Source organism: Amycolatopsis ponsaeliensis (assembly GCF_030182635.1).
In the GTDB taxonomy this organism is placed as follows: Bacteria; Actinomycetota; Actinomycetes; order Mycobacteriales; family Pseudonocardiaceae; genus Amycolatopsis; species Amycolatopsis ponsaeliensis.
On record NZ_JAPZLD010000015.1, the window covers coordinates 60,954 to 86,539 of the forward strand.

Sequence of the window (25,586 nt, forward strand, 5' to 3'; positions counted from 1 at the left end):
AACCTCCGATGACCGCCAAGACCGTGCTCGTGTCCGGGGCCAGCATCGCCGGCCCGTCCGCGGCCTACTGGCTGCACCGCCACGGCTACCGCGTGACCGTCGTCGAGACCGCGCCCGAACTGCGGCCCGGCGGGCAGGCCGTCGACTTCCGGGGTGAGCAGGTCAAGCTCCTGCGGGCCATGGGCATCCTCGACGACGTCCACCGCTTCGAGACCGACATGGGCGACCAGACCGTGCTCGGCCTCGACGCGCGGCCGCAGCTGACCGTGCCCGGCGCCGCCTGGAGCGGGGAGGTCGAGATCCTGCGCGGCGACCTCGCGCGGCTCCTCTACGAACACACCAAGGACTACACCGAGTACGTCTTCGGCGACCGCGTCACGAGCCTGACCGAGACCGATGGCGGCGTCGACGTCACCTTCCGCCACGGCGCGCCGCGGCGGTTCGACCTCGTCGTCGGGGCCGACGGCGTGCACTCCGGGGTGCGGGCCGCCGCGTTCGGGCCCGAGGGGGAGTTCCGCCGCGACCTCGGGTTCGGGATCGCCGGGTTCACCGCGCCCAACCACCTCGGCCTCGACCACACGAGCGTGATGTACAACGAGCCCGGCCGCGGCCTGAGCGTGGGCAGCCACCGCCTCGCGGACCGGCTGCACGTCGGCCTGGTCTTCGCCGCCGACGGCGTCGAGTTCCGCCGCCGCACCCCGGACGAGCAGCGCACTCTGCTCACGCGGCTCTTCGCGGACACCGGCTGGGAGACGCCGCGGCTGCTCGAGGCGCTGCCGGAGGCGGACGACCTGTACGTCGATTCGATCAGCCAGATCCACCTCGACCGCTGGTCGAAGGGCCGGGTCGTGCTGCTCGGCGACGCCGCCTGGTGTGCCGGGCCCGGCGGGTCCGGCACCGGGCTCGCCATGATGGGCGCCCAGGTGCTGGCCGGCGAGCTCGCGGCGGCCGGCGGCGACCACGTGACGGCGTTCGCGAAGTACGAGGAGCGCCTGCGCAAGCCGGCCACGGTCGGGCAGAAGAACGGCAAGGGCTCCGGCAACTTCCTCGCCCCGCGCACCGCCGCGAAGATCCGCAGCCGCAACCGCGCCTACCGGATGCTGAGCACGCGGCTGTTCGGCAAGGTGTTCACCTGGATGACCGACCGCGCGGCCAACGCGCTGGAATATCGTGAGTACCCCGCGCTCACGTCCGCGTGAGGCGACGATCTTCGTCTCTTCGGGGGACTCGGCTGGCGACCCGGCGTGGCGTACGTCACTCTTGACGCCATGTCAATACGCCGGGCCGCCGATGTCCCGGTCAGGACGGCGCTCGTCGGCCTGACCGTGCTGGCCCTGGGCGTGCTCACGGCGCTCAACGCGCGTTCCCTGCCCGTGATCGGTGACGGCACGACCTACTCCGCCGAGTTCACCGAGGCAGCCGGAGTGTTCGCCGGCAACGACGTGCGCATCGCCGGGGTCGAGGTCGGCCGCGTCTCGGACGTCAAGCTGCGCGGCGACCGCGTGCTGATTTCCTTCCGGGTCAAGGGCGCGTGGCTGGGCGACACGACGGGCGCGGCGATCCGGCTGAAGACCGTCCTGGGCCAGAAGTACCTAGCACTCGACCCGCAGGGCGACGGGACGCTCGACCCCGGCAAACCGATTCCGCGGTCCCGCACCAGCGTTCCGTATGACATCCTCACGGCGTTCGGGGAGCTTTCGTCCACTGTGGACAAGATCGATACGACTCAGCTGGCGAAGAGCTTCGACACGCTGTCGGCGACGTTGGCGAACACCCCGCAGAGCGTCCGCGCGGCGCTGAGCGGGCTGTCGCGGCTGTCGGACACCCTTGCCACGCGCGACCAGCAGCTCGCCTCCCTGCTGGGCAACACGCGGGTTGTCTCGCAGACGCTCGTAGACCGCGACGCCGCCGTACAGCAGCTCCTCGACGACGGGAACCAGCTGCTCGCCGAGGTCAGCGACCGCGAACAGGCGATCAGCTCCCTGCTCGACGGCTCGCGGCGGCTCGCCACCGAGCTGTCCGGGCTGATCAGCGACAACGACACGCAGCTCGGCCCGCTGCTCACCCAGCTCGACCAGCTGACGTCGATGCTGCAGCGCAACCAGGACGCGCTCGCCGCGGGCATCCGGGGGTTCGCGCCGCTGGTCCGGCTCGGCACCAACCTCTCCGGGAACGGCCGGTGGATCGACGGCTACCTGTGCGGGCTGATCCTGCCGTCGTTCGGCCCGCTGAACGAAGGCGGCTGCCACGGCTGAGCCCGCGTGGCATGCTGGCGCCGTGCGATACCTGCTCCTGCTGTGCGGTGACGAAAGCGCCGCGGCGGCGGCCGGCCCGGAGATGGCGCGGCGTTGCCACGAATGGGCCGCCGAGGCCGAACGGCGTGGCGTCCGGCAGGGCGGCACGGGCCTGCGCCCGCCGGCCGAGGCGAAGACGATCCGGGTGCGCGACGGCGAGGTGCTGCTGACCGACGGCCCGTTCGCCGAGACCAAGGAGCAGGTCGGCGGCTACAACATCCTCGAATGCGCGGACCGTTCGACGGCCCTCGAGGTCGCGTCGCGGCACCCGTGGGCCGAGGTCGGCACGCTGGAGCTGCGCGAAATCCCCGACGGGCCGCCTACGGCTTCGTGATCTTCACCGTCACCTGGTTGTCGCTGTAGGTGTAGGCGACGTACTCGAACTCGACGCCGGTGCGCTCGACGTACTCCGTCCACGCGCGGTACTCGTGCCGCTTCCAGCCGGGGAAGTTGAAGAACTCGTCGAAGTGCACGATGCTGCCCGCGCGCAGCCGTGGCCCGCACAGGTCGAGGACGGTCTTCGCGGAGCTGTAAAGATCGCCGTCGACGTGCAGGAAGTCGACGTGCTCCCCGTGCGTCCCGAGGAAGCCCGGGAGGCTGTCGGCGAACAGGCCGACGACCAGTTCGGCGCCGGGGACGTCCGGCAGGTCGTCGCGGGCGAAGGCGCCGGCGGGCATGCCGTTGAGCCACGCTTCGGGCAGCCCGTCGAAGGAGTCGAAGCCGTAGACCTCCCGGCCGCCGCGGGCGCCGGCGATCGTCCGCAGTGTGTTGCCGGACGCGACCCCGAACTCCAGCGCCATCCCGCCTTGGGGTGCCAGGGAAAGCGCGTATTCGAGGGTCTCCTTCGGACGGCCGAAGTGCTGGGCGCCGACCAGGTTCTCGCGGGCGAAGACGTTGCTCTCGAGGGCGGCGTCCTGGTCGCCGGCGTAGACGATGTCGCGCCGGCTGCGGATCTCGAACTCCACCACCCGATCGAGGACCCGGTCACCCTGCCGGACGATCTCCTCGCGGAGCTCGGCGGCCATCCGGTTCAGCTGATCGGTGTACGGGTCGTCCACTTTCGCGGCGGCCTGGTGAAGCAGCTTACCCAGGGTGCGCCTCAGGGTTTTCGTTACCGGGGAACGGTTTTTCGGGTCGTTCATCTCGGGACGGTAGCTCACGACACGATGAGCCGGAACCCCGCGTCCCACTCCGTCCGGCCGAGCAGCTCCGCGTGCTCCTCGTGCCACCGCCCGGACTCCAGGTCGGCCCGCAATCGGGCGATTCCCCGGAGCACCGCGTCGGGCGACGTCTGCGCGAGTGCCGAGCACGACCGCCGCACCGCCGGATCGAGGTAGGCCTCCGGACGGCGCCAGTGAGCCGGGAACACGCCGTCCGTGAAGTCCCACGGCACCGGCAGCTCGATGACCGAAGCCGCGCCCAGGAAAGCCGCGATCTCCGGCGCCGACGGGCGGGAAGACTCCAGCGAAGCGACCTCCGGCACGTACTCCCGCACGAGCCAGAAGTCGTTGTGCAGTGCGGTGTCGTAAGCCAGGACGACCTGACGACGCGCGACCCGGCGCAGCTCGTCGAGACCGCGGCGCCAGTCGCCCCAGTGGTGCACGGTGAGCACCGCCAGCGCAGCGTCGAAGGCACCATCGGCGAACGGCAGCGCCTCGGCGACCGCCCGCACCACCGGCGCGGCGCCCGGGCGCCGTTGCCGGATCATCTCCGCCGACGGCTCCACCGCGACGACCTGCCGCGCGGGCGGCTCGTAGGACCCCGTCCCGGAACCGACGTCGAGCACGGAAGCGGCCGGGCCCAGCGCGTCGAGCACCGGCGTCAGCCAGCGTGGGTCGGTACGCCTCCCTCGTGCGTAGCCGACGCCGATCTCGTCATAGCGGGTCATCAGCGCTCCGGGGCGTCTCCGCCGTTCTGCTCGGCCAGGAACCGCTCGAACTGAGACCCGAGCTCCTCCGCGGTCGGCATGTGTTCGACCGACTCCGCGAGCAGCGAACCCCGCTCGGAAGCCTCGATGAACGTGTCGTACTGCCGCTCGAGTGCGTGGACGACGTCGGCGATCTCGTCGGACTCCGCGATCTGGCGGTTGATCTCGGCGTCGGCGAGGTCCGCCGCCGTGCGCAGCTCGCCCTCGGCCAGGCTCAGCCCGGTCGAGCGGCCCAGCGCGTCGAGCACGACCAGCGACGAGGCCGGGTACGTCGACTGCGCGAGGTAGTGGGGCACGTGCGCGGCGAACCCGACGGCGTCGTGGCCCCACTCGCCGAGCCGGTACTCCAGCAGCGCGGCCAGGCTGCCCGGCACCTGCAGCCGGTTCGGCAGCGGCTGGTGCTCGCCGACCAGGTCCTTGCGGGTCGCGTGCGCGGTGACGCCGAGCGGGCGGGTGTGCGGCGCGCCCATCGGGATGCCGTGGAAGCCGGCGGTGAGCCGGACGCCCCAGCGCTCGATCAGGTTCTTGACCGCGCGGCAGAACCGCTCCCAGTCGTGGTCGGGCTCCGGGCCGGACAGCAGCAGGAACGGCGTCCCGTCGCCGTCGTGGAGCAGGTGGACGACCAGTTCCGGGGCGTCGTAGTCTTCCCAGTGGTCCACGGCGTAGGTCATGGTCGGCCGGCGCGAGCGGTAGTCGATGAGCCGGTCGACGTCGAAGCGCGCGACCACCCGGTGCTCGCCGCCGAGCAGGTGCTCGGCCAGCAGACGGCCCGCCGAACCGGCGTCCATGAACCCTTCGAAGTGGTGCATGAGCACCGCTCCGGTCAGGTCGGGGACGTCCGAGTCCACCTCGTACAGGTCGTCGGGATCGAGTCCCACCGGGTCCTCCAGCTCGCAGATACTTGAATCCATCAAGCACAACACACCCCGACGGCGAATCCATTCCTCCGACGGTGTGGCCGATCGTAACGGCAAGCGATCGAAGGCGGACTGAATCGCCATCGTGACACTTGTCGTGGGCACGCAAGGCGCCGATCGGGCACGCTTGACCTGTGAGCGAACACAGCACGAACACAGCGGCGTTGCGCCTGCGGCCGCCCGCGCACCGGGTCAGCCGCCGGGCCATCGGCTACTGGACGGCGACCGCCGCCATCCTCTGGATCGTGCTGATCGGGGTGCAGACCGTCATCGTCGTGACCAGCGACGACCCGCCGTCGTTCCTTGACGTCACGCTGGTGATCTCGTGCGTGCTCGCTCCGCTGCACCTGATCGTGATGCCGCAGTGGCGCTACCGCGTGCACCGGTGGGAGGTCACCGGCGAGGCCGTCTACACGCAGGCGGGCTGGCTGAAGCAGGAGTGGCGGATCGCCCCGGTGTCGCGGATCCAGACCGTCGACATCGAGCGCGACCCCTTCGAGCAGCTCTTCGGGCTGGCGAAGATCACCGTGACGACGGCGTCCGCGGCCGGCCCGCTGCGCATCGCGGGCCTGCGGCACGACCGCGCGCTGGAACTGGCCGACGAGCTGACGAGGACGACGCAGGCGATCCGGGGCGACGCGACATGAGTAGCACCGAAGCCCTGGTGATACCGCCCGCCGAAGGCACGCAGGACGCGCCGTGGCACCGCCTCGACCGGCGCATGCTGCTCATCCGGCCGGTGCTGGACCTGGTGCGGTCGCTGCCGGTGCTGCTGGGCGCCCTGCTCGTCGGGCACGGCGAGCCGTGGCAGTGGATCGGGCTCGTCTTCACCGCGATCGCCGTGTGCACCGGCGTCTCGCACGTGCTGACCTCGCGCTACCGGATCACCGAAACCCAGGTCGAGTGGCACACCGGGCTGCTGCTGCGCAAGCAGCGGGCCATCCCCCGCGACCGGATCCGCACGGTCGACGTCACCTCCGAGCCGAAGCACCGGCTGTTCAAGCTGGCGGCCGCGCGGATCGGCACCGGGCGGCACTCGCACGGCAAGGGGCCGGGCAAGGACGAGCTCGTCCTCGACGCCGTCACGGTCGCGGAAGCCCAGCGGCTGCGCACGCTGCTGCTGCACCGCAAGGCCGTGGAGACGACGACCGAAGACACCGCCGCGGCACCCGCGCCGCCCGAGCAGGTGGTCGCCGTGGTCGACAAGAAGTGGCTGCGGTACGCGCCGTTCACGTTGTCCGGGCTGGCGGTGGTCGGTGCCGCGGTCGGCACCGTCTACCACTTCGCGCACGAACTGCACTTCGACCCGATCCAGTTCTCGCTGGTCCAGACGGTCGTCGGGCACTTCGCCGACACTCCGACGTGGGTGAGCCTGGTGCTGGCCGCCGCCGGGCTGCTGGTGCTCGTCTCGCTGCTGTCGATCGGCGGGTACGTGCTGTCGTTCTGGAACTTCCGGCTCACCCGCGAACCCGCCGGCACGCTGCACATCCGGCGCGGCCTGATCACGACGCGCTCGGTGTCGATCGAGGAAGACCGCCTGCGGGGCGTGGAAATCCGCGAGCCGCTGCCGCTGCGGCTGGCCGGCGGCGCCCGCTGCGTCGCCATCGCCGGCGGCCTGCGCGAGGGCAAGGGCGCGGACAAGAGCGGCGGGCTGCTGCTCCCGCCCGCGCCGCTCGCGAAAGCGCACGAAGTCGTCGCGGAGGTGCTCGGCGAGGACCCGGCCGCGACGCCGCTGGTGCGTCACCCGCGCCGGGCGCTGTACCGGCGGCTCTCCCGGGCGGTCATCGGGGTGCTGCTGCTCGCCGCGGCGCTGTACGGCCTGGCGTGGCTCGGCGCGCTGCCGGACTGGCCGTGGCAGGCCGCGCTCGTGCTGCTGCCGTTCGCCGCGGTGGTCGGCTGGGACCGTTACCGCGGCCTCGGGCACGCTCTCACCGGCCGCTACCTCGTGACGCGCTCGGGTTCGCTCGACCGCGGCACCGCGGCGGTCCGCTGCGACGGCATGACCGGCGTCGTCGTCGAACGCTCGTACTTCCAGCGCCGGGCCGGGCTGGTCACGATCATCGCGCCGGTCGCCGCGGGCAAGGGGCACTACCGCGTGCTCGACGTCGGCGAGTCCGCCGGGCTCGCGCTCGCCGACCGGGCCATGCCGGGCCTGATGACGCCGTTCCTGACCGGTCAGCGGGACCGCGGTTGACGCTCCACCCGCGCGGCTCGTAGCGTGAAATCCGCCGTCCGAACGCAATGCCCATCGCGTTTCGTCGAGAGGACGGCAGGATGTTCCGGAAGCTCCTTGGCGTGCTGGCCGCGGGAATCGTCGCGGGCTCGGTACTGGCCCCGGCCGCGCAGGCGGCCGACAACCCTTACGGTGACCCGAATCTGGTCTCGATGTTCGACGGCTCCGATTTGAGCCCTTGGACATCGTCCAAGACCGGCCTGTGGTCGGCGAAAAACGGCGTCATCCACGGTAATGGCACCGCACGCGGCTGGTTGTACTACAACAAATCGCAGGTCGGCACGTTTCGGTGGATATTCAATGTCCGGCAGGTCAAGGGCAACCACAAACCGACCGTGCTGATCTGGGGCACCACCGATCCGATCCGCGACGCGCTGAGCGCCATCCAGTTCCAGCCGCCGAACGGCGGTCACTGGGACTACCGGCCCGGCCACAACGACGGCGGCGGCAAACTGTTCACCCAGTTGCCGCACAGCACGATCGACATCAAGAAGTGGGCCCAGTGCGAGCTGATCGGCGACGCGGCCACCGGCGTGGCCCGGATGGCCTGCTGCCCGCTCACCGGAACGGCCGTGACCTGCAAGGGCGTCGAAGTGCTGCGGTTCACGGACAAGACCGCCGGGCGCGTCGGGCCGCTCGCGCTGCAGGTGCACAACTCCGGGATCCAGGACGATTACCGCGGTCTCTACGTCGAGTCACCGGTGGTGACGAAACCGGGCGAGTTCCTCACGCTCTGACCCGGCTTTTTTCCCAAAAGGCGGGCCGTCGACCGAATGCTGGCCTTCGTTTAACACAACGTGCTAATTTATTCACCCCGTGTGATAGCGAAGGTCGTTTTTGTCTCACCGAGAGGTCATGATGACGCCTGCCGTCAGTGCCGTCGACGGTCCCGCCACCACCGCACCGCGCCGCACCCCCGGCGCCAGCAGTTCCCGGAAGGTCCTCCAGCTGCTCCTCGCCTTTTCCGAAAGACGCTGGGAGGCCAGCGTCGCCGAGCTCGCCGCGACGATCGGCACCCCGGTCGCGACGACCTACCGCTACGTCGCCTTGCTCAAGGAGCTGCAGCTGCTCGAAGAGGGCCGGGCCGGGCACTACCACCTCACCAGCCAGGTGATGCCGCTCGCGCGCGCCGCGCAGCTGGCGAACGACCTCGTGCGGCTGGCCAAGCCGTCCATGGAAGAAGCGGCCCGCGAGCTCGGCGAGACGGTGATGCTCTTCCAGCAGTTCGGTGACGCCGCCGTGTGCGCGGACCGCGTCGAGTGCGACCGCGCCATGCGGTTCACCTTCGAGCCGGGGCATTCCGTGCCGCTCGGCGTCGGCGCGTCGGGGAAGATGCTGCTCGCGCTGCTGCCGGAGATCGAGCGCGACCGGCGGCTGACGCCGATCATCGAGCAGCGGGGCACGATCGTGCGCGACGAGCTGAAGCACGCGCTGGAGAACCGGTTTTCGGTCAGCTCCGGGGAAATCGACGAAGGCGTCTGGGCGTGTTCAGTGCCGGTGCCCACCTACGGGCGGCGGCCGACCGTGCTGAGCCTGGCCGGCCCGGCCGCGCGGATCACCGACGAGGCCCGGCACACCGCGATCACCGCCCTGCAGGGGTACGCGAACCGCATCCAGCGCACGATTTCGTCTTATTCGCTGTGAAAATCCCGGCCGGGCGCGTACGAATGCCTTCGTGATCCGGCTCGCGCGCCCCGACGACCTGCCCACCCTCATCGACATCGAACGCGAGGCGGGCAGCCTCTTCCGTGCCCTCGACATGGCCGCGATCGCCGACGACGACCCGGGCTCGGTGGCGGAGCTGGCGGTGTACCAGTCCGACGGCCGGGCCTGGGTGAGCGTGGACGACGCCGATCGGCCGGTGGCCTACCTCGTCGCCGAGGTCCTCGACGGGCACGCGCACGTCGAGCAGGTCTCGGTGCGGCCCTCGCACGCGCGACGCGGGCTCGGCAGCGCGTTGATCGAGACCCTCGCTGAATGGGCGGCCGCGCGCGAGTTGCGGGCGCTGACGCTCACGACGTTCGCAGCCGTGCCGTGGAACGCGCCGTACTACAAGCGGCTGGGGTTCCGGGTGCTGGCGGACGTCGAGATCGGCGACGGACTGCGGGCGATCCGCCGCGCGGAGGCGGCCCGCGGCCTCGACGCCTGGCCGCGCGTGGCGATGGTCCGACCACTCTGACCTGGGGTTCTCACCTGCGCGGGGGATCCACTGGCGCACCCGGTCGAACATGTGTTCTACTGTGCTCGCCGGCCTCGGAGGGGGAAGCTCCTGGGCCGGCCCACAGACTTCGGAGGTTGTCATGGCGGTCAAGATCACCCACCTGACGAACGGCCAGCAGGTGCGGTTCGCCAACGCCGACGGCGCCCGCCGCTACGCCGAGATCATGGGCGGCGGCGTCGACAAGTGGCGCTTCACGGTCGTGCCCGAGGACCCGATGCTCCGGAAAATGTCGGACTCGGTCGTTAACGTGCCCGTATGGCGCATGACTTCCAGGTAGTGGTGGATACGGCCGACCCGCACGAGCTCGCCGGCTGGTGGGCCGAGACGCTCGGCTGGCCCGTGGAACCGACGGACGAGGACTTCATCCGCGAGATGATCGCGAAGGGGTATGCGAAGGAGGAGGAAACCCGGACGTACAACGGATCACTGGTGTGGCGAACCGGGGCGGCGATCCGCCACCCGGACTCCCCACCCGAGGGTCCACCCCGGCGGATCCTCTTCCAGGAGGTCCCGGAACCGAAGACGGTGAAGAACCGGCTCCACATCGACGTGTGGGTCGGCGCGGACAACGTCGAGGCAACGCTGGAGAAGCTGACGTCGCGCGGGGCGAAGTTCCTGCACCGCGGGCGGCAGGGGCCGCACAGCTGGGTGACGATGGCGGACCCGGAAGGCAACGAGTTCTGCATTTCGTAAGAGGCGCTCGAACGTCGTGAACGACTCTTTCCTGCTGTCGGAGGACAGGAAAGAGTCGTTCACCGCGTCAGCTCCGCGCTGCCAGACGGTCCAGGGCCTTCGGGAGTGCCGAGGCCAGCAGGTCCAGTTCCGTCTCTCCCGCGATCAGCGGCGGCGACACCGCGACCCCGCGTCCGAGGTTCCGCACGATCACACCTTCGTCCCGGCACGCGCGCTGCAGCTTCACCGGCGCTCCCGGGTCGGCGTCCATGACCTCCGGCGTCAGCTCGACCGCCGCCAGGAACCCGAGCCCCGCCCGGACCTCCGCCACCAGCGGGTGCCCGCTCACCGCCGACACCGCGTCGGCCAGGGGTTTCTCCAGCTCGCGGCCGCGGGGGATCAGGCCGTCGCGCTCGTAGATGTCCAACGTCGCCAAGCCCGCCGCGCACGCGACGGGGTGACCCGCGTACGTCGCGCCGTGGCGGAAGATCGGGGCGCCCGGCGTGCCCGTGAAGAACGGCTCCGCCACCCGCGGAGCCACCACAAGGGCGCCCAGCGGGATCGTGCCGCCGGTGATGCCCTTCGCCGTCGTGATCATGTCCGGCCGCACCGCCCAGCGGTCGATGCCGAACCACGTGCCGAGCCGGCCCCACGCCGCGATCACGCAGTCCGCGACGAACAGCACGTCGTGGCGGCGGCAGATCGCGGCCACCTCTTCGAGGTAGCCGTCCGGCGGGAGCAGCACACCGCCCGCGCCGATCACCGGCTCGCAGAAGAAGGCGGCGACGCGCGACGCGCCCACCCGCTCGATCTCGGCTTCCAGCGCCGGCGCGCTGTCGAACGGCACGTGCGAAAACTCCGGCGGCTGCGGCCCGACGCCGGCCGCGTTGGCCGGGATGCCGCCGACGGCCGTGCCGAAGCCGTGCGTGCCGTGGTACCCCTGCGCGCGGCCGATGACGTGCACCTTCTCCGGACGTCCGGTCTGCGCGAAGTACGCCCGCGCGAGCTTCACGGCGGTGTCGATGACGTCCCCGCCACCGGAGCCGAAGAAGACCTTCGATCCCGGCGTCGGCGCCAGCGCGGCGACCCGGTCGGCCAGCTCGATCGCGGGCTCGTTCGCGTTGTAGCCGAACAGGTTGTACGAATCGAGCGTCCGAAGCTGCTTCGTGACAGCCTCGGTGATCTCGGGCCGCCCGTGCCCGAAGTTCGCGTACCAGAGCGACGCGGTGGCATCGAAGTACCGGCGGCCGGCGTCGTCCCAGACGTAGGAGCCCTCACCCCGGGTGATGACCATCCGGTCGCCGTCGACCGCGCCCATGTCGGCGAACGGGTGCCAAAGGGCGTGCTGTGCTGACATCGGTCCTCCTCAGTCCGTCCCCCATCCCTACCAGGGCGAAGCGACGAGCGCGAACACTCCATCGTGCACACTTCGCGGCCCGGGACTGGCCCGAACGGCACCGCAACCTGTAACAGCGACGCCGCCCGGCCGACCTCGTGGAGGTGCGCATCCCACGCCGGTGGCGAACCGACGACGACCACCACCTCGGCCCGCTCGCGGAGTACTCGGCCCTGCGCGCCGAGATCATCCACCTGATGGACCAGCAGTGGAAGGTGACGGCGTTCCTGATCACCACCAGCGGCGCCGTGTTCGGCTTCGCCTTCACCTCGGCGGACCGGATGCCGTTGCTGCTGATCATCCCGTTCAGCAGCAACATCCTCGCCGCACGGTGGGTGCTGTGCCAGCGGCTCGTCGAGCGGGTCTCGCTGTACATTCGGACCGAGCTCGACCCTCACGTGCCCGGCGGGATCGGGTACGAGAAGTGGCTCCGCAAGGCGACCACCGAGCCGCCGGGCCTGCGCCGCGTGCTCCGGCAGGCGCAGACCAGCCCGACGGTCCTCGCCTCCCCGCGCTTGCCTTGCTGGCACTCGGCACCGTCGCGTGGTGGTTCCCGCTCTCCGGGCACACCTGGTCCGATCCGGCGCTGGTGCCGGGCCTCGCCGCGTGGGCGATCGGCGTCGCGCTGACCGGCTTCAGCCTGCGGCTGATCTGGCTGGCCGCGAGACGGCGGACGGTCGCCGACTATCTCCATTGGCAACCGCCCGGCTCCCGCTGAACCTCACAGGAACTCCGCGATCTCCTCCGCCGAATACCCCAGCTCCGCCAGCACCTCCGCAGTGTGCTGCCCCAAGGTCGGCGGCGCCGACGTCGGACGCGCCGGGGTGTCCGACGCCTTCACCGGGAACCCCGTCCCCACGTACGTTCCCACCGTCGGGTGCGGCAACCGCACCACCTGGTCACGGGCCTCGGTCCACGGGTCCGCGTACACGTCGTCGATCTCGTTGATCGGGGCCGCCGGGATGCCTGCCGCGTCGAAGGACTTCATCCAGTCCGCCGCCGTCCGCGTCAGCAGCACCGGCTCCAGCAGCGCGTTCAGCTCGTCCCGGTGGGCGGCCCGGAGAGCGTTCGAGGAGAACCGCGCGTCCGAAGCGATCGCCAGCCCGAGCACCCCGCAGAACGCGTGCCACAGCTTTTCGCTGCCCACCGCGATGATCAGCCAGCCGTCCGACACGGAGTACGCCTGGTACGGGACGATGCTCGGGTGCGCCGACCCCATCCGGCGCGGGCGCGGCGCGTCGTAGAACACCGCGCCCGCGGCGTACACGTGCCACGCCAGCTGACTGTCCAAAAGGGACACGTCGAGGTACTGGCCGCGGCCGGTCGTGTGCCGGGCCTGCAACGCCATCAACACCGCGATGATCGCCCACGTCCCCGCGTTCAGGTCGGCCACCGGCAGCCCGACCTTCGCCGGCGCTCCGTCGGGCTCGCCGGTCAGCGACATCACGCCGCCGAGCGCCTGGGCCACCAGGTCGTAGCCCGCGCGGTCGCGGTACGGGCCCGTCTGCCCGAACCCGGTGATCGACACGTGGATCAGCCGCGGGTTCAGATCCGACAAAGCCGCATACCCGAGCCCCCACTTCTCCAGCGTCCCCGGGCGGAAGTTCTCGACCAGCACGTCCGCGTCGGCCACCAGACGTCGGAGGGCTTCGCGGCCGCGGTCGCTCTTGAGGTCGAGCACGATCCCGCGCTTGTTCCGGTTCGCGGCGAGGTAGTACACGGCTTCGTCGCTCTCGCCGACGAACGGCGGCCCCCAGCCGCGGGTGTCGTCGCCGTGACCGGGCGGCTCGACCTTCACCACGTCCGCCCCCATCTCGCCGAGGTACTGCGTGCAATACGGCCCGGCGAGGATGCGGGACAGGTCGACGACCTTGATCCCGTCCAGCGGGCGGAGACCGGCGCGGTCAGCAGGCATCGAAGTCACGGCCCTTTCTCTCCCACGGCCCGGATTTCCGCAAGGTGTTCCTCCTAACGGCCGTAGACATCCGACCTCTCGATGGTGTTTGTTGTTGAGTGAGTTTGTGCAGAGTTGCGCACTCCTGGAGGGATCATGCGTCTTCTTCTCGGGCTCGCGGCCGCCGTCGTGGCCGCCGCGATCGCTTCCCCGCCCCCGACTCAAGCGGCCGAACCACCCCCCGCACCGCAACTGGGCCAGCGCCCGCCGATGGGCTGGAACAGCTGGAACAAGTTCCACTGCGACATCAACGAAGAGCTCATCCGCGAGACGGCGGACGCGATGGTGAGCTCCGGCTTGAAGGCGGCCGGCTACCAGTACGTCAACATCGACGACTGCTGGGCCGAACAGAACCGCACCGCCGACGGCAAGCTCGAGGCCAACCACGCCCGCTTCCCCAGCGGCATCAAGGCGCTGGCCGACTACGTCCACGACCGCGGGCTCAAGCTCGGCATCTACACCAGTGCCGGCACGCTGACCTGCCAGAAGACCATGCCGGGCGGCCTCGACCACGAAGACGTCGACGCGCAGACGTTCGCCGACTGGGGTATCGACTACCTCAAGTACGACAACTGCAACAACCAGAGCCGCCCGGCGATCGAGCGCTACACGAAGATGGGCGAAGCGCTCAAGAAGACCGGCCGCCCGATCGTCTACGCGCTCTGCGAGTGGGGCGAGAACCAGCCGTGGCTGTGGGGCAAGGACGCCGGCGCGCAGGTGTGGCGCACGACCGGCGACATCAGCGACAGCTGGAGCAGCATGACCGGCATCCTCGACAAGCAGGTCCCGCTGGCCGGGTACTCCGGCCCGGGCGGCTGGAACGACCCGGACATGCTCGAAGTCGGCAACGGCAAGATGACGACCACCGAGTACCAGGCGCACTTCGCGTTGTGGGCCTTGATGAACGCGCCGCTGCTCGCCGGCAACGACCTGCGCTCGATGTCCGACACGACCAAGCGGATCCTGGAGAACAAGGACATCATCGCGCTCGACCAGGACTGGGCGGGCAAGCAGGGCTACCGGCTGCGCGACGACGGCGACACCGAGGTCTGGACCAAGCCGATGTCCGACGGCTCGGCCGCGGTCGTCCTCTTCAACCGCGGCCTGACCGCGGCGCCGATGTCCGCCACCACTGCCGAACTCGGCCTTTCGAAGGCCCGCGACTTCCGCGTCCGCGACCTGTGGACCGGCGCCGAAACCGAGTCCACCGGCACGCTCCGGGCGTCGGTGCCGAGCCACGGCGCCGCCGTGTTCCGGGTCTGGCCCGCGAAGTTCCCCAACGCGGCGCCCTTGTCGACGCTCACCGTGCAGACGCCCGACTTCGCCGACGCCGCCAAGCCGTTCACCGCGACGCTCAAGCTCACCAACGACGGCAGCACCCCGCTCGTCGCCGCGCAGGTGAAACTGACCGCACCGGCCGGCTGGCAGCTCGACGGCCGCTCCGACGTGCTCGTCCCGGCGGTCGCGCCGGGCCGGTCGTGGCAACGGTCCTGGACCGTCAAGCCGGACGACCCGAGCGGCGACCGCGTGATCCTGACCGCGACGGCGAACTACTGGACGGCCTGGGGTAAGCGCTCTCTCACGGCCGACGGCGGCGCGCCGATCGTCGTCCCGCCGGCAAAGGGCGTGACGCCGCTGTCGAAGGCGACCTGGCTGTCCGCCGAGAACGGCTACGGCCCGGTCGAACGCGGCACGAGCAACGGCGAGTCCAAGGCCGGCGACGGGCACAAGATCACCATCGGCGGCGTGGCCTACGACGACGGCCTCGGCGTGCACGCGCCGTCCCGCGTCCGGTTCTACCTCGGCGGCGGCTGCACGGCGTTCGGCGCGTCCGTCGGCCACGACGACGAGAAGACCAAGGGCAGCGTCGCGTTCCAGGTCCTCGGCGACGGCAAGACGCTCACCGAGACCGGCGTCATGACGGCGGGCCTGCCCGCGCAGCAGCTCGCGGCGAACCTGGCCGGCGTCCAGGTGCTCGACCTGGTCGTCACCGACGGCGGGGACACCACCGACTCCGACCACGCCGACTGGGCGGACGCCACGATCACCTGCTGAGCACGGGAATTCACGCGCCGCCCCCGGCCACCCGTCCGGGGGCGGCATTTTCTTCCTTCTGCCGGTTACCCTGGGGATCTTGTCCGTGGCCCGGGTGGTCGCACGGCTGGAACCAGTGCTCGCGGATCGACGACGCGAAGGTCCGCGCCGCCGTCGACATGCTGGTGAACACGGGCTGCGGGACGCGGGCTACACCTACGTCAACATCGGCAGCCGCCGGCCGGCGAAGACAAATGTCGGTCGGGGGCGTCGGGTACCAGCCGAACAGCGGCATCGGCGTGCACGCGCCATCGGTGATCCGGCTGTACCCCCGGCGGGAAGTGCAAGACGTTCAAGACGCAGGGCGTCGACGACGCGGCGGGCCCGCAGGCCACGGTGACCTTCCGGGTGCTGGCGACGGCCGGGAGCTGTTCGCGACGGGACTGTTCCGTCCCGGCGTCAAAGCGCAGAAGATGACAGCCCCGGTCACCGGCGTCCAGCAGCTGGCGATCGCGGTGGACGACGGAGCGGCGGGCGAGCTCGCCGACCGGATCGCGCCGAACCTGAGCTGCTGACGGCTCAGGCACCTTCCAGGAGGACGACGGCCTGCGGGGTCCGCCGGTACAGCACGTAGCGGCCGTCCCGGACCTTGCTGACGAGACCCGCGCGGTGCAGGGCGGCGAGGTGGTAGGAGACGGTGCCCGCGGCGTACCCGGTGCGGGTGGCGAGCTCGGCCGTCGACCGCGCGGCTTCGAGGTCCGTCAGCAGGGCCGCCCGGGCGGCCCCGACCACCGGCGCGATCCGGCCCGGCTCAGGCGTCCCGCCCGTGCCGATCCCGTGCGCGGGGTAGCCGAGCACGACCTGGCCGGGCACGTCGACCTGGATGCTGGTGCCGGGCCAGCTGAGCACGCCGGGGGCGAGGACCAGCTCCCGGCCGGCGACGTCGACCTCGCCGTCGAACGACTTGGCGAGGGTGATCGCGTCGCCCGCCCAGCCGATGGCGGGGTGCAGGGTCCCCAGCACCGCGCCGACGCCGTGGCCGGCGATGGTCCGCGCGCGGTGGGTGATGTCCCGGTCGAGGACCTGCTGCAGCCCGGCCCAGTCCTCGGCCAGGGCTTCGCGCCAGAACCGGGCGAGCCCGTTGGCCAGGCGCGCCGGCATCGCCCCCGACTCGGCGACCCGGCGGGCCTTGACCGGCACCGGCCGGCCCCAGTGGGCCTGCGTGTGGGAGAGCACCTGCTCCTCGAGATCGTCCTGCGGGGTCGCCTCGATCCGCGCGATCTGCTCGTCGAGCAGGTCGCGGTGCCGGGTGGCCGTGCCGGGCTGCGGGGTGAGCAGGTCGGGGGTGTAGACCTCGCCGGTGCGCGGCAGCAGGTCCAGCAGCAGGGCGACGTCCGGGTGGGTGAGGGACGCCCGGGCGAGCGGGCCGGGATCCCCGAACACGGGGTGGCGCGCCGGGCCGGCGGCGAGCTTCAGCCAGGCCAGGGACTCGGCCGCGAGCGACGGCGAAAACCGGGTCCTGGCCACTGTCTCCGCGTCGACGCGCAGCGTGAACACCCGACCGACGGTAACAGCAGCCGTGGTCGATTTGAACCGGCTCGAATCCTTTCCGGCCGGCGGCTGCCGCGGGGTTGACTGGTGCCGTGCTTCCAGGACGCGCGACCACCCTGGCCGCCGTGGCCGCCGTGCTCCTCGCCTCGGCACCGCCCGCCGCGGCCCAGCCCGCCCCCGCGTACGCCGAGTTGTCCGTCATCCGCACCATCGCCTGGCACAGCTGGTCGCCCGGCCCCGACGGGACGTACCGGGCCACCACCTTCCTGCGGCCGTACACGGTCACGGTCGTGTTCCCGACCGTGCTGTCCCCTACGTCGCGGGGTTACTGAGCGACAGCAGCCGGGCTTCGGCGTCGCGGAGGTAGCGGTCCAACGCGGCCTCGGCGACGCCGAACCGGCCTGACCGCAGGTCGCGCAGGATCCGCGCGTGGCAGTCCAGGAACGGCTCGTAGAACTCGCGCGTGTTCTCGTTGAGGACGAAGAACAACCGCGTCTCGGCGAGCACCTGGCGCATCGTCGCGGAGATGCGCTCGCTGCCGGCCAGGTCGGCCAGCGCCTGGTGGAAGTGGATGCTGGCGGTGCCGACCGCCGGCCAGTCCTCGGCCGCGGCCGCCGCGCGGCCGTCCCGCAGCGCCTGTTCGACCGGGGCCAGGTCCACAGTGGACCGTTCGGCCGCCCGCCGCAGGGCACCGCATTCGGTGGCGCGGCGGACGACGTAGAGGTCCTCGATGTCCTCGATGGTCAGTTCGCGCACGAACACGCCGCGGTTGAGCTCGTGCACCGCCAGCCGCTCGTGGGCCAGCAACTGGAACGACTCGCGCAGCGTGTTGCGCGAGACGCCGAGTGCCGAGCTGATCACCGGCTCGGACAGCCGTTCACCGGGGGCGAAGACGCCGTCGGTGATGTACTGCCGCAGGATCGCGGCGACCCGTTCGGCCGTGCCGCTGCGCTCGAGCAGGTGCCGCTCGCTCTCCAGCCCCGAGGGATCGACGGACACGGCGCTACCTGACGCCTAGTTCGAAGTCGAGGCTGTAGCGGTTGCCCGGCATGGCGCCCGCGGCCTTCGCGCCGTCGATCGGCAGCACGACGCCGTTGATGAACCGCGACTCGTCGCTGGCCAGGAACACCACGGCCTTCGCGACCTCCCACGCCTCGCCGACGCGCGCCGCGGGCGTGCTCGCGACGAGCTGGTGCTGCTTGGTTTCGAACTCCTCCGGCGAGTTGAGCGTGCTGCGCAGCATGTCGGTGTCGATCGCGCCCGGGTTCACCGTGTTCGCGCGGATGCCCTGGTGCGCGTGGGCGACGGCGATCGACTTCGTCAGCCCGACCAGCGCGTGCTTGGTGGCGTTGTACACCGGGTCGCCGGGGCGGCCCATCACGCCGCCGTTCGACGACGTCGTGATGATGCTGCCGGCTTTCCGCTCGATCATGTGCGGCAGCACCGCGCGGGTGCCGAGGAAGGCGGCCCGCACGTTGAGCGCGAAGATGTTGTCGAACTCGGCGAGCGTCGTGTCCGCGAGGGGCTTGCCGAGGTGGATGCCGACGTTGTTGACCAGCACGTCGATGCGGCCTGCTTCGGCGAGCACGCCGTCGACGAACGCCCCGACGGCGTCCTCGTCGGTGGCGTCCACTATGGAGTGCCGGTAGCCGTCGATCTGTTCCGCGGGCTCGCGGATGTCGGAGGCGAACACCGTCGCACCCTCGGCGAGGAACTCCTTCACCGTGGCGAGGCCGATGCCCCGCGCGCCGCCGAAGACGACCGCCACCTTGCCGGCCAACCGACTCATGTCACTCCCCTGCCCTCAACCGAGCTGTCTGCTCGTCGTCCACCTCGTAGTCCTCGGGCAGCCGGACGAGCGCGTCCGGTTCACCGAGGTAGCGCACTTCGACGCCGTACACCGCACGCGCCGCCGCCACCGAGACGTACCCCTCGACGACGTCGTCGAGCACCGCCGCCGGCGGCCTCGCGAACGGCAGCCCGTAGCCACCGCCGCCGGGCAGTGTGACGTCCACAACGGACTCACCGGCCAGCGGCACCCGGCTCTTCGCGGGCAGGTCTTCGCCTTCGTGGAGCCCGAAGCGACCGGCCGCGCCGGATCGGCCGCCGTCCACACCGGACGCCGCGGCGCGCACGCGGTCGACGTTCCCGTTGACACTCCAGGACTCCTGGTCGCGCGCGATCATCGTCGTCACCTGGCCGAGGCCGCCGCGCCACCGTCCGGCCCCGCCCGAGTCCACTCGCAACTCACGCGAACGCTGGACGAGCGGCGCCATCGTCTCGATGACCTCGGTCGGCGTCGAACGCAGGCCGCTGGGGAAGCCGGTGGTGTTCAGCCCGTCCTTGTCCACCCGCGCGCCCATGCCCCCGGTCTGGAAGACGTTGAGCATGAACCCGGGGCCGCGCCAGATCGTCATCCACAATGCGTCGGCACTCGGCGCGATCGCGGCGCCGGGCAGGGCGCCGATCAGCAGCGACGGAAGGAAATGCCCGATCAGGTGCCGGGACGCGACCGGCGCGGGCGGCAGGCAGTTCAGCACCGAACCTTCCGGCGCGGTGACGTGCACTGGGCGGAACGACCCGGCGTTGTGCGGGACCTCCGGCGAGATCGCCGCCTTGACCGCGAACGACGCGTACGCCCGCGTGTAGTTCAGCACGACGTTGATCCCGCGACGGCTCTGCGGCGACGACCCCGCGAAGTCGAGGTGGATCTCGTCACCGTCCACAGTGGCCGTCACGCGCAGGACGATCTCTTCGTCGTCGAAGCCGTCGGTGCCGATCTCGTTGGTGTAGACGCCGTCCGGCAGCTCCCGCAGCGCGTCGCGCAGGGCCTTCTCGGAGCGGTTCATGATCTCGGCGGCGACGTCGTCGAGGGTGTCGAGCCCGAACTCGTCCAGCAGCTTCAGCAGGCTCGCCGCGCCGACCTCGTTGCCGGTGACCTGCGCGTACAGGTCGCCGATGGTCTCCTCCGGCGTCCGCACGTTGGCGCGGATCAGCCGTTCCAGATCGGTGTTGACCTCGCCCGCACGGAGGAACTTGAGGATCGGCAGCCGAAGGCCCTCCTCGAAGACCTCGTGGGCTTCGGCGGAGACGAGCCGGCCGCCGATGTCCGGCGCGTGGCAGCAGGACGCGAACCACGCGACGAGCCGGCCGCGCCGGAACACCGGTGTCGCGACGGTGATGTCGTTGATCTGCCCGGCGGTCTGCCACGGGTCGTTGGTGAGCAGCACATCCCCGGGTTCGAGCGTCTCCGGCGGATAGGCGGCGACGAAGTGGTGCATGCCGGTGGCCATCGCGTTGATGTGCCCGGGCGTGCCGCCGACGGACTGGCCGATCATCTCGCCGCGCGAGTCGAACACCGCGCAGGCCAGGTCGAGCGATTCGCGGACCACGGCGGAGAAAGCCGTGTTGACCAGCGCGTTCTGCTGCTCGGCGAGGATGGAGTGCAGCCGGTTGCCGAACAGCCCGACGAGGATGGGGTCGACGGTCATACCGTCACCTCCAGTGCCGCGTCACCTCGGACGACGCAGTGGGCACCGGGTGGGACGACCACTGTGGACTCGCGTTCCTCCACGATGGCCGGTCCGTCGACGCGCTCACCCGGCGTCAGGAGATACCGGTCGAACACGGTCGTGTCGACAAATCCACCGGCCGGCGGGAAGTAGGCCGGGCGCGCGCCCTTGCGCGCATCACCATCGGTGACCTGCGCATTCAGCCGCAGCGTGACGTCCGGCGCGGGACCGCTGGAGACGACCCGCCAGTTCAGCACCTCGACGCCGACCTCGGGACCGGTGCGCCGGTACAGCGCGCGGTAGGTGGCGGTGAACTCGTCGATCAGCGTGTCCGGCCAGCTGCCGCCGTGGACGGGGACACGGATCTCGTAGCCCTGCCCGGCGTAGCGCATCTCGGCGATCCGCCGATGGGTCACTTCGTCCACTCCGGACTTCGCGAGCAGTGCCGTGCCCTCGGCTTCCATCTCGGCGAACAGCGCGTCGACCTGTTCCCACGCGAGATCGTGCACGGCCGCGCGCGCCGACCGGACGAAGTCGAACGCCAGCGGCGCGGTGAGGAACCCGGCCGCGCTGAGCACGCCGGCCGCAGGCGGCGCGACGACCGACGGCGCCCCGAGCGCGCGGGCGACCCCGACGCCGTGCACCGGGCCCGCGCCGCCGAACGTGTACATCGGCAGCTTCGCCGGATCCTGGCCGCGCTCGACGGCGTGCACGCGGGCGGCGTTCGCCATGTCCTCGTTGACGCTCGTGTGGATGCCCCACGCGGCCTCTTCGACGCTCACACCGAGCGGCCTGGCGATGCGGCCGATCGCTTCGCGCGCCGCCGCGGCGTCGAGTTTCATGCCGCCGCCGAGGAAGTACGCCGGGTCGAGGTAGCCGAGGACCAGGTCGGCGTCGGTCACCGTGGGTTCGGTGCCGCCGCGGCCGTAGCAGGCCGGGCCGGGCTCGGAGCCCGCCGAGTCGGGCCCGACGGTCAGCAGGCCGAGCGCGTCGATCCGGGCGATCGAGCCGCCGCCGACGCCGATCTCGATCATGTCAATGACCGGCACCTGCACCGGCAGCCCGGATCCGGGCAGGAGCCGGTACTTGCGGTCCACTTCGAACTGATGGGTGACGAGCGGCGCGCCGCCGGCGATCAGGCACAGCTTCGCCGTCGTGCCGCCCATGTCGAAGGCCAGCAGGTCCGCGGGGCCGATCGACGCGGCGGCCAGCGCTCCGCCGGCCGGGCCGGACTCGAGGATCCGGATGGGGTTCCGGGCCGCGGTGTCCACAGTGGCCAGTCCGCCGTTGGACAGCATGATGTGCGGCGCCCCGGGAATCCCGAGCCACCGCAACCGGTGTTCGAGGTCGCGCAGGTAACGCTCGGTCAGGTCCTGGACGTAGACGTTCGCGACCGTCGTCGACGTCCGTTCGAACTCGCGGATCTCGGGGACGACGTCCGAGGACAGCGCGACCCGCAGCCCGGGCGCCACCTCGGCCAGGATCTCGGCCACGCGCCGCTCGTGCGCAGGGTTGGTGAAGGCGTGCAGGAAGCAGACCGCGACCGCCTCGATGCCCCGCGACGCCAGCTCCCTTCCGAGCCGCGCGACGTACTCCTCGTCGAGTCCGATGTGGACGGATCCGTCGGCGAGGATCCGTTCCGGGACGTCGAAGCGCAGGTGCCGCGGGACCAGCGGTGCGGGCAGCTCGATGTGCAGGTCGTACAGCTCGTACCGGTGTTCGCGGCGCATCTCCAGGACGTCCCGGAAGCCCGCAGTCGCGAGCAACGCCGTGCGCGAGCCCTTGCGCTCGATCAGCGCGTTCGTCACCAGCGTCGTCCCGTGCACGACCTGCTCGACGTCCGTCGCCGCGATACCCGCGTCCGCGAGGAGCGCGTCGAGGCCCTCCTCGACCGCGCGCGCCGGCTCGTCGTGCGTGGTCAGGACCTTGCCGACCGCGACGATCCCGGTCTCGTCCACCGCGCAGAGGTCGGTGAACGTGCCACCGATGTCGACGCCGATCCTCATGTGCGGTACCACCGCGGCGAAGTGTTCAGCGGCGGCTTCAACTTGGCCTTCACGACCAGGACGTTCGGCTCGTCCGACTCGACGAACTCGCCGAGCAGCCGCCGGAACGCGCGCCCGAAGCCGGACACGCGGTCCGCGTGCACACCGAAGGACCGCGCGAGGCCGACGAAGTCCGGGCTGTCCCAGTCGACTCCGCGGCGCGGGAGGCCTTCGCGTTCCTGGTCGTAGCGCAGCATCCCGTAGCCGCCGTCGTCGACCAGGACGACCGTGACCGGCAGCTGCTCCTGCGCGAGCGTCGCGAGATCACCGCAGGCGTAGAGGAAACCGCCGTCACCGGTGATGCAGATGGCGCGTCCGACGCCCGCCGCGGCGGCGCCGAGCGACGCCGGGAAGCCGTAGCCGAGGGTGCCCCAGCCCATCGGGTAGGCGAGCTTGCGCGGCGCCCTCACCCGGTGGAAGCCGCCGACCCAGTAGCCGGCGACGCACATGTCGGACACGATCACCGCGTCCGACGGCAGCACTTCGTCCAGAGTGGACAGCAAGTCGTAGGCCTGCGGCTCTTCGTCGCGGATGCGCTGGCGCACCCGGCGGCCGATGCCGGCCAGCCGGAGCGTGATGTCGTCCAGGCCCGGCCGTTCCTTGGGCAGCAGCCGCTCGACGATCGCACGCGCGTCGCCGACCAGCGTCAGGTCCGGCGGGTAGTTCTTGGCGGCGTCGTCGGCGTCGACGTTGATCGCGACCAGCTTGCGCGGCTTCGGCATCCGCCAGTTCTGCGTCATCAGGCCGTCGAAGTCGGTGCCGATGGCGAGCACGACGTCGGCCTCGTCCCACAGCTCGCCGACCTCCGGCGTGTGCACCGGGTTCGGGGCGAGGCACGGGTGGTCGAGCGGGAGCAGGCCGCGGGCGCCGAACGTGGTGATGACCGGCGCGGCGATCTTCTCGGCGAGCGCGCCGATGGCGTCCCCCGCCCCGGACCGCAGCGCGCCGCCGCCGGCCCAGATCAGCGGGTGCTCCGCGTCGGATAGCAGCGCCTCGGCGCGCGCGAGGTCGGGCACGTCGCCGTCGGGCTTGCGGTGCGGCGCGGGCGGGCGCCGGTGCGGCACGGTCTCGCGCAGGTAGTCGGTGGGCACGCCGAGGTAGACCGGGCCGCTCTGCGGCTGCAGCGCGAGCCGCGCCGCGCGGTGCACGGTGGTGCCGATCTGGTCGGCGGCCCGCACGGTGAAGCCGCCCTTGGTGATCGGCGCGAACATCGCTTGCTGGTCGGACGTCTCGTGCAGCACGCCGCGGACGACGCCGGGGCGCCGCAGCGTCGAGGGGATGTCGGTGGCGATGACCAGCACCGGAGCCGCGGACGCCATCGCTTCGCCGACGGCGCCGAGGGTGTTGGCCGCACCCGGGCCGGTGGTGACGAGGGCGACGCCGAGCTTGCCGGTCGCGCGCGCGTAGCCGTCGGCCGCGTAGCCCGCGGTCTGTTCGTGGCGGACCCCGACGAGCTTGATGCGGGTCTCGGCGAGCGCCTCCCACAACGGCAGGTTGTGCACCCCCGGGAGGCCGAAAACGATCTCCGTCCCCAGCCCTTCGAGCGCGTCCACCAACTCCCGAGCACCACTCACAGCCACGGCGCGGATACTGCCAGATCGTTGAACGATCTGGCAATCAACCCCTAGACGATGTTGCGCTCGACCGGTGCGGTATCGGCGCTTTCGAAGCGCCGGACGTCGAGCTCCGCGATGTCCACGGCCGTCGGCAGGCCCAGGTAGAGGTCCCGGATCAGCTCGCCGATCGCCGGGCCCATCTGGAACCCGTGCCCGGAGAAGCCGGTCGCGTAGAAGAACCGCGACAGCAGGACGCTTTCCCCCACGATCTGGTTGCGGTCGGGCGTCACTTCGTACAACCCGGCCCAGGCGGTGCGGATCCCGGCGTCGAGCACGGCCGGGATCCGGCGGCCCGCCAGCTCGGCCAGCCGCGGCAGCCAGTCGCCCGCTTCGTACTGCGTGCCGAAGCCCGGGAAGCCGTCGTCCTCGCAGAACGACATGGCCAGGCCCGGGCCCTCGCGGTGGAAGTAGAACGCCGAGGGCATCTCGATGGTCAGCGGCACCGCGTCCGGCAGCCCGGGCACCGGCCCGGTGAACACGACCTGGCGCCGGAACGGGCGGACCGGGAGGTCGAGGCCGGCCAGCTCGCCGATCCGCCCCGACCACGCGCCGGCCGCGCACACGACCGCGCCGGTCCGCACGAACCCCGCCGTCGTGTTAACGCCGGTTAACACGTCGCCGTCGCGCTCGATGCCGACGACCTCGACACCGGTCCGCAGCTTCGCGCCGCACGCGCGGGCCGCACGCGCGTAGCCCTGGACGACGGCGTCCGGCGTCGCCTTCGCGTCGTCCGGCGACCACAGTGCGGCGACGATCCCGTCGGTCTCGAGCAGCGGGAGGACACCCTTCGCCTCCGCGGGTTCCAGCAGGTGGCTGAGGACGCCGTACTCGCGCTGCAGCTCCGAGCAATGTCCGATTGCACGCACGTCCGCCGGGTCGGTGAGCAAGTAGAGGTAGCCGTCGCGGCGGAAGTCGATCTCGACTCCGAAGTCGCGAGAGAAAGCGCTGTACGCGGCGAGCCCGCGCAGTCCCAGCTCGACGTTCACGCGGCTGGTGAACGACGACCGGATGCCGCCCGCGGCCTTCGCCGTCGAGCCCTCGCCGAGGCCGTCGCGCTCCAGCAGCAGGACGTCGACACCGGCTTCCGCCAAGCGGAACGCGCAGCTCACACCGATCACACCGCCGCCGATCACGACACACTCGGCCATCGGTGGCAAGGACGTTTCCTCAGGCCCGCGGACGGTCATACTCGCCAATGTAGAACGTGATCCACC

General features: G+C 71.2%; 26 protein-coding genes. 14 read left to right on the forward strand and 12 right to left on the reverse strand.

The genetic code is table 11. The features are described from left to right. The first annotated feature begins 8 nt into the window (after positions 1-8). The 3 genes from QQ657_RS22835 to QQ657_RS22845 all read left to right on the forward strand — a co-directional run bounded on the left by QQ657_RS22835 (position 9) and on the right by QQ657_RS22845 (position 2,628). On the forward strand, positions 9-1,199 hold the full coding sequence (locus QQ657_RS22835; protein ID WP_284744250.1) for an FAD-dependent monooxygenase: 1,191 nt from the start codon (positions 9-11) through the stop codon (positions 1,197-1,199). 69 nt (positions 1,200-1,268) lie between these two features. Then, entirely contained in the window at positions 1,269-2,255 is a 987-nt protein-coding gene (locus tag QQ657_RS22840; RefSeq protein ID WP_284744251.1) for an MCE family protein, read from the forward strand. A gap of 22 nt (positions 2,256-2,277) precedes the next feature. Continuing rightward, positions 2,278-2,628, forward strand: coding sequence for a YciI family protein (locus QQ657_RS22845; RefSeq protein WP_284744252.1), 351 nt, complete (start codon positions 2,278-2,280; stop codon positions 2,626-2,628). Here QQ657_RS22845 and QQ657_RS22850 read toward each other — a convergent pair. Genes QQ657_RS22850 through QQ657_RS22860 form a run of 3 tightly spaced genes read right to left on the reverse strand, consistent with a single transcriptional unit; the run spans position 2,615 to position 5,099 of the window. Next, on the reverse strand, positions 2,615-3,436 hold the full coding sequence (locus tag QQ657_RS22850) for a class I SAM-dependent methyltransferase (RefSeq protein ID WP_284744253.1): 822 nt from the start codon (positions 3,434-3,436) through the stop codon (positions 2,615-2,617). The genes QQ657_RS22845 and QQ657_RS22850 overlap by 14 nt on opposite strands. Before the next feature lie 14 nt (positions 3,437-3,450). Continuing rightward, entirely contained in the window at positions 3,451-4,182 is a 732-nt protein-coding gene (locus QQ657_RS22855) for a class I SAM-dependent methyltransferase (protein ID WP_284744254.1), read from the reverse strand. Further along, the gene (locus QQ657_RS22860) at positions 4,182-5,099 is read right to left on the reverse strand and encodes a proteasome assembly chaperone family protein (protein ID WP_284744394.1); all 918 of its coding nucleotides are present in this window, start codon (positions 5,097-5,099) and stop codon (positions 4,182-4,184) included. Before QQ657_RS22860 ends, QQ657_RS22855 begins: the two co-directional genes overlap by 1 nt. A gap of 173 nt (positions 5,100-5,272) precedes the next feature. Here QQ657_RS22860 and QQ657_RS22865 point away from each other — a divergent pair, with 173 nt between their 5' ends. The 7 genes from QQ657_RS22865 to QQ657_RS22895 all read left to right on the forward strand — a co-directional run bounded on the left by QQ657_RS22865 (position 5,273) and on the right by QQ657_RS22895 (position 10,285). Then, positions 5,273-5,785 (forward strand): PH domain-containing protein, encoded by a 513-nt coding sequence (locus QQ657_RS22865; protein ID WP_284744255.1) that lies wholly within the window; start codon positions 5,273-5,275, stop codon positions 5,783-5,785. Next, the gene (locus QQ657_RS22870; RefSeq protein ID WP_284744256.1) at positions 5,782-7,332 is read left to right on the forward strand and encodes a PH domain-containing protein; all 1,551 of its coding nucleotides are present in this window, start codon (positions 5,782-5,784) and stop codon (positions 7,330-7,332) included. Before QQ657_RS22865 ends, QQ657_RS22870 begins: the two co-directional genes overlap by 4 nt. Before the next feature lie 80 nt (positions 7,333-7,412). Continuing rightward, a complete protein-coding gene (locus tag QQ657_RS22875) occupies positions 7,413-8,108 on the forward strand; it encodes a 3-keto-alpha-glucoside-1,2-lyase-like domain-containing protein (RefSeq protein WP_284744257.1) in 696 nt (231 codons plus the stop codon). A 121-nt stretch (positions 8,109-8,229) separates the two neighbouring features. After that, positions 8,230-9,015, forward strand: a complete 786-nt coding sequence (locus QQ657_RS22880) for an IclR family transcriptional regulator (RefSeq protein ID WP_350310698.1) — start codon at positions 8,230-8,232, stop codon at positions 9,013-9,015. Positions 9,016-9,046: 31 nt separating this feature from the next. Continuing rightward, a complete protein-coding gene (locus QQ657_RS22885) occupies positions 9,047-9,550 on the forward strand; it encodes a GNAT family N-acetyltransferase (RefSeq protein WP_284744259.1) in 504 nt (167 codons plus the stop codon). 121 nt (positions 9,551-9,671) lie between these two features. Then, a complete protein-coding gene (locus QQ657_RS22890; RefSeq protein WP_004561810.1) occupies positions 9,672-9,869 on the forward strand; it encodes a hypothetical protein in 198 nt (65 codons plus the stop codon). After that, a complete protein-coding gene (locus QQ657_RS22895; RefSeq protein WP_284744260.1) occupies positions 9,848-10,285 on the forward strand; it encodes a VOC family protein in 438 nt (145 codons plus the stop codon). Before QQ657_RS22890 ends, QQ657_RS22895 begins: the two co-directional genes overlap by 22 nt. Positions 10,286-10,352: 67 nt before the next feature. On the opposite strand, the gene QQ657_RS22900 is transcribed toward QQ657_RS22895, so the two are convergent. Continuing rightward, positions 10,353-11,621, reverse strand: a complete 1,269-nt coding sequence (locus tag QQ657_RS22900) for an aminotransferase family protein (protein ID WP_284744261.1) — start codon at positions 11,619-11,621, stop codon at positions 10,353-10,355. Positions 11,622-11,764: 143 nt separating this feature from the next. Here QQ657_RS22900 and QQ657_RS22905 point away from each other — a divergent pair, with 143 nt between their 5' ends. Continuing rightward, a complete protein-coding gene (locus QQ657_RS22905; protein ID WP_284744262.1) occupies positions 11,765-12,289 on the forward strand; it encodes a hypothetical protein in 525 nt (174 codons plus the stop codon). A 92-nt stretch (positions 12,290-12,381) separates the two neighbouring features. On the opposite strand, the gene QQ657_RS22910 is transcribed toward QQ657_RS22905, so the two are convergent. Then, the gene (locus QQ657_RS22910; RefSeq protein WP_284744263.1) at positions 12,382-13,575 is read right to left on the reverse strand and encodes a CaiB/BaiF CoA transferase family protein; all 1,194 of its coding nucleotides are present in this window, start codon (positions 13,573-13,575) and stop codon (positions 12,382-12,384) included. A gap of 135 nt (positions 13,576-13,710) precedes the next feature. Between QQ657_RS22910 and QQ657_RS22915 the strand changes: the two genes are divergently transcribed. After that, entirely contained in the window at positions 13,711-15,669 is a 1,959-nt protein-coding gene (locus tag QQ657_RS22915) for an NPCBM/NEW2 domain-containing protein (protein WP_284744264.1), read from the forward strand. A 158-nt stretch (positions 15,670-15,827) separates the two neighbouring features. Then, the gene (locus QQ657_RS22920; RefSeq protein ID WP_284744265.1) at positions 15,828-16,223 is read left to right on the forward strand and encodes an NPCBM/NEW2 domain-containing protein; all 396 of its coding nucleotides are present in this window, start codon (positions 15,828-15,830) and stop codon (positions 16,221-16,223) included. 4 nt (positions 16,224-16,227) lie between these two features. Here QQ657_RS22920 and QQ657_RS22925 read toward each other — a convergent pair whose 3' ends face one another. Then, on the reverse strand, positions 16,228-17,205 hold the full coding sequence (locus QQ657_RS22925; RefSeq protein ID WP_284744266.1) for an ArsR/SmtB family transcription factor: 978 nt from the start codon (positions 17,203-17,205) through the stop codon (positions 16,228-16,230). Between the two features lie 86 nt (positions 17,206-17,291). Here QQ657_RS22925 and QQ657_RS22930 point away from each other — a divergent pair, with 86 nt between their 5' ends. Next, positions 17,292-17,531, forward strand: coding sequence for a hypothetical protein (locus tag QQ657_RS22930; protein WP_284744267.1), 240 nt, complete (start codon positions 17,292-17,294; stop codon positions 17,529-17,531). Here the strand turns inward: QQ657_RS22930 and QQ657_RS22935 are convergent. From QQ657_RS22935 to QQ657_RS22960, 6 genes are read right to left on the reverse strand one after another with little or no spacing between them, the layout of a single operon-like run. After that, positions 17,512-18,198, reverse strand: coding sequence for a GntR family transcriptional regulator (locus tag QQ657_RS22935; RefSeq protein WP_284744268.1), 687 nt, complete (start codon positions 18,196-18,198; stop codon positions 17,512-17,514). The two genes, QQ657_RS22930 and QQ657_RS22935, sit on opposite strands and share 20 nt — an antisense overlap. 4 nt (positions 18,199-18,202) lie before the next feature. Next, positions 18,203-18,988, reverse strand: a complete 786-nt coding sequence (locus tag QQ657_RS22940; RefSeq protein ID WP_284744269.1) for an SDR family NAD(P)-dependent oxidoreductase — start codon at positions 18,986-18,988, stop codon at positions 18,203-18,205. Between the two features lies 1 nt (position 18,989). Next, entirely contained in the window at positions 18,990-20,690 is a 1,701-nt protein-coding gene (locus QQ657_RS22945) for a hydantoinase B/oxoprolinase family protein (protein WP_284744270.1), read from the reverse strand. After that, entirely contained in the window at positions 20,687-22,717 is a 2,031-nt protein-coding gene (locus QQ657_RS22950; RefSeq protein ID WP_284744271.1) for a hydantoinase/oxoprolinase family protein, read from the reverse strand. Before QQ657_RS22950 ends, QQ657_RS22945 begins: the two co-directional genes overlap by 4 nt. Beyond that, a complete protein-coding gene (locus QQ657_RS22955; protein WP_284744272.1) occupies positions 22,714-24,336 on the reverse strand; it encodes a thiamine pyrophosphate-binding protein in 1,623 nt (540 codons plus the stop codon). Before QQ657_RS22955 ends, QQ657_RS22950 begins: the two co-directional genes overlap by 4 nt. A gap of 44 nt (positions 24,337-24,380) precedes the next feature. Then, entirely contained in the window at positions 24,381-25,559 is a 1,179-nt protein-coding gene (locus tag QQ657_RS22960; protein WP_284744273.1) for an NAD(P)/FAD-dependent oxidoreductase, read from the reverse strand. Between the last annotated feature and the right edge of the window lie 27 nt (positions 25,560-25,586).

Excerpts from the sequence above, each read along its gene's own strand:
- QQ657_RS22835 (WP_284744250.1), top strand. The coding sequence starts at position 9 with ATGACCGCCAAGACCGTGCTCGTGTCCGGGGCCAGCATCGCCGGCCCG.
- QQ657_RS22840 (WP_284744251.1), top strand. The coding sequence starts at position 1,269 with ATGTCAATACGCCGGGCCGCCGATGTCCCGGTCAGGACGGCGCTCGTC.
- QQ657_RS22850 (WP_284744253.1), bottom strand. The coding sequence starts at position 3,436 with ATGAACGACCCGAAAAACCGTTCCCCGGTAACGAAAACCCTGAGGCGC.
- QQ657_RS22855 (WP_284744254.1), bottom strand. The coding sequence starts at position 4,182 with ATGACCCGCTATGACGAGATCGGCGTCGGCTACGCACGAGGGAGGCGT.
- QQ657_RS22870 (WP_284744256.1), top strand. The coding sequence starts at position 5,782 with ATGAGTAGCACCGAAGCCCTGGTGATACCGCCCGCCGAAGGCACGCAG.
- QQ657_RS22875 (WP_284744257.1), top strand. The coding sequence starts at position 7,413 with ATGTTCCGGAAGCTCCTTGGCGTGCTGGCCGCGGGAATCGTCGCGGGC.
- QQ657_RS22880 (WP_350310698.1), top strand. The coding sequence starts at position 8,230 with ATGACGCCTGCCGTCAGTGCCGTCGACGGTCCCGCCACCACCGCACCG.
- QQ657_RS22890 (WP_004561810.1), top strand. The coding sequence starts at position 9,672 with ATGGCGGTCAAGATCACCCACCTGACGAACGGCCAGCAGGTGCGGTTC.
- QQ657_RS22895 (WP_284744260.1), top strand. The coding sequence starts at position 9,848 with ATGGCGCATGACTTCCAGGTAGTGGTGGATACGGCCGACCCGCACGAG.
- QQ657_RS22900 (WP_284744261.1), bottom strand. The coding sequence starts at position 11,621 with ATGTCAGCACAGCACGCCCTTTGGCACCCGTTCGCCGACATGGGCGCG.
- QQ657_RS22910 (WP_284744263.1), bottom strand. The coding sequence starts at position 13,575 with ATGCCTGCTGACCGCGCCGGTCTCCGCCCGCTGGACGGGATCAAGGTC.
- QQ657_RS22915 (WP_284744264.1), top strand. The coding sequence starts at position 13,711 with ATGCGTCTTCTTCTCGGGCTCGCGGCCGCCGTCGTGGCCGCCGCGATC.
- QQ657_RS22920 (WP_284744265.1), top strand. The coding sequence starts at position 15,828 with ATGCTGGTGAACACGGGCTGCGGGACGCGGGCTACACCTACGTCAACA.
- QQ657_RS22940 (WP_284744269.1), bottom strand. The coding sequence starts at position 18,988 with ATGAGTCGGTTGGCCGGCAAGGTGGCGGTCGTCTTCGGCGGCGCGCGG.
- QQ657_RS22945 (WP_284744270.1), bottom strand. The coding sequence starts at position 20,690 with ATGACCGTCGACCCCATCCTCGTCGGGCTGTTCGGCAACCGGCTGCAC.
- QQ657_RS22950 (WP_284744271.1), bottom strand. The coding sequence starts at position 22,717 with ATGAGGATCGGCGTCGACATCGGTGGCACGTTCACCGACCTCTGCGCG.
- QQ657_RS22960 (WP_284744273.1), bottom strand. The coding sequence starts at position 25,559 with ATGACCGTCCGCGGGCCTGAGGAAACGTCCTTGCCACCGATGGCCGAG.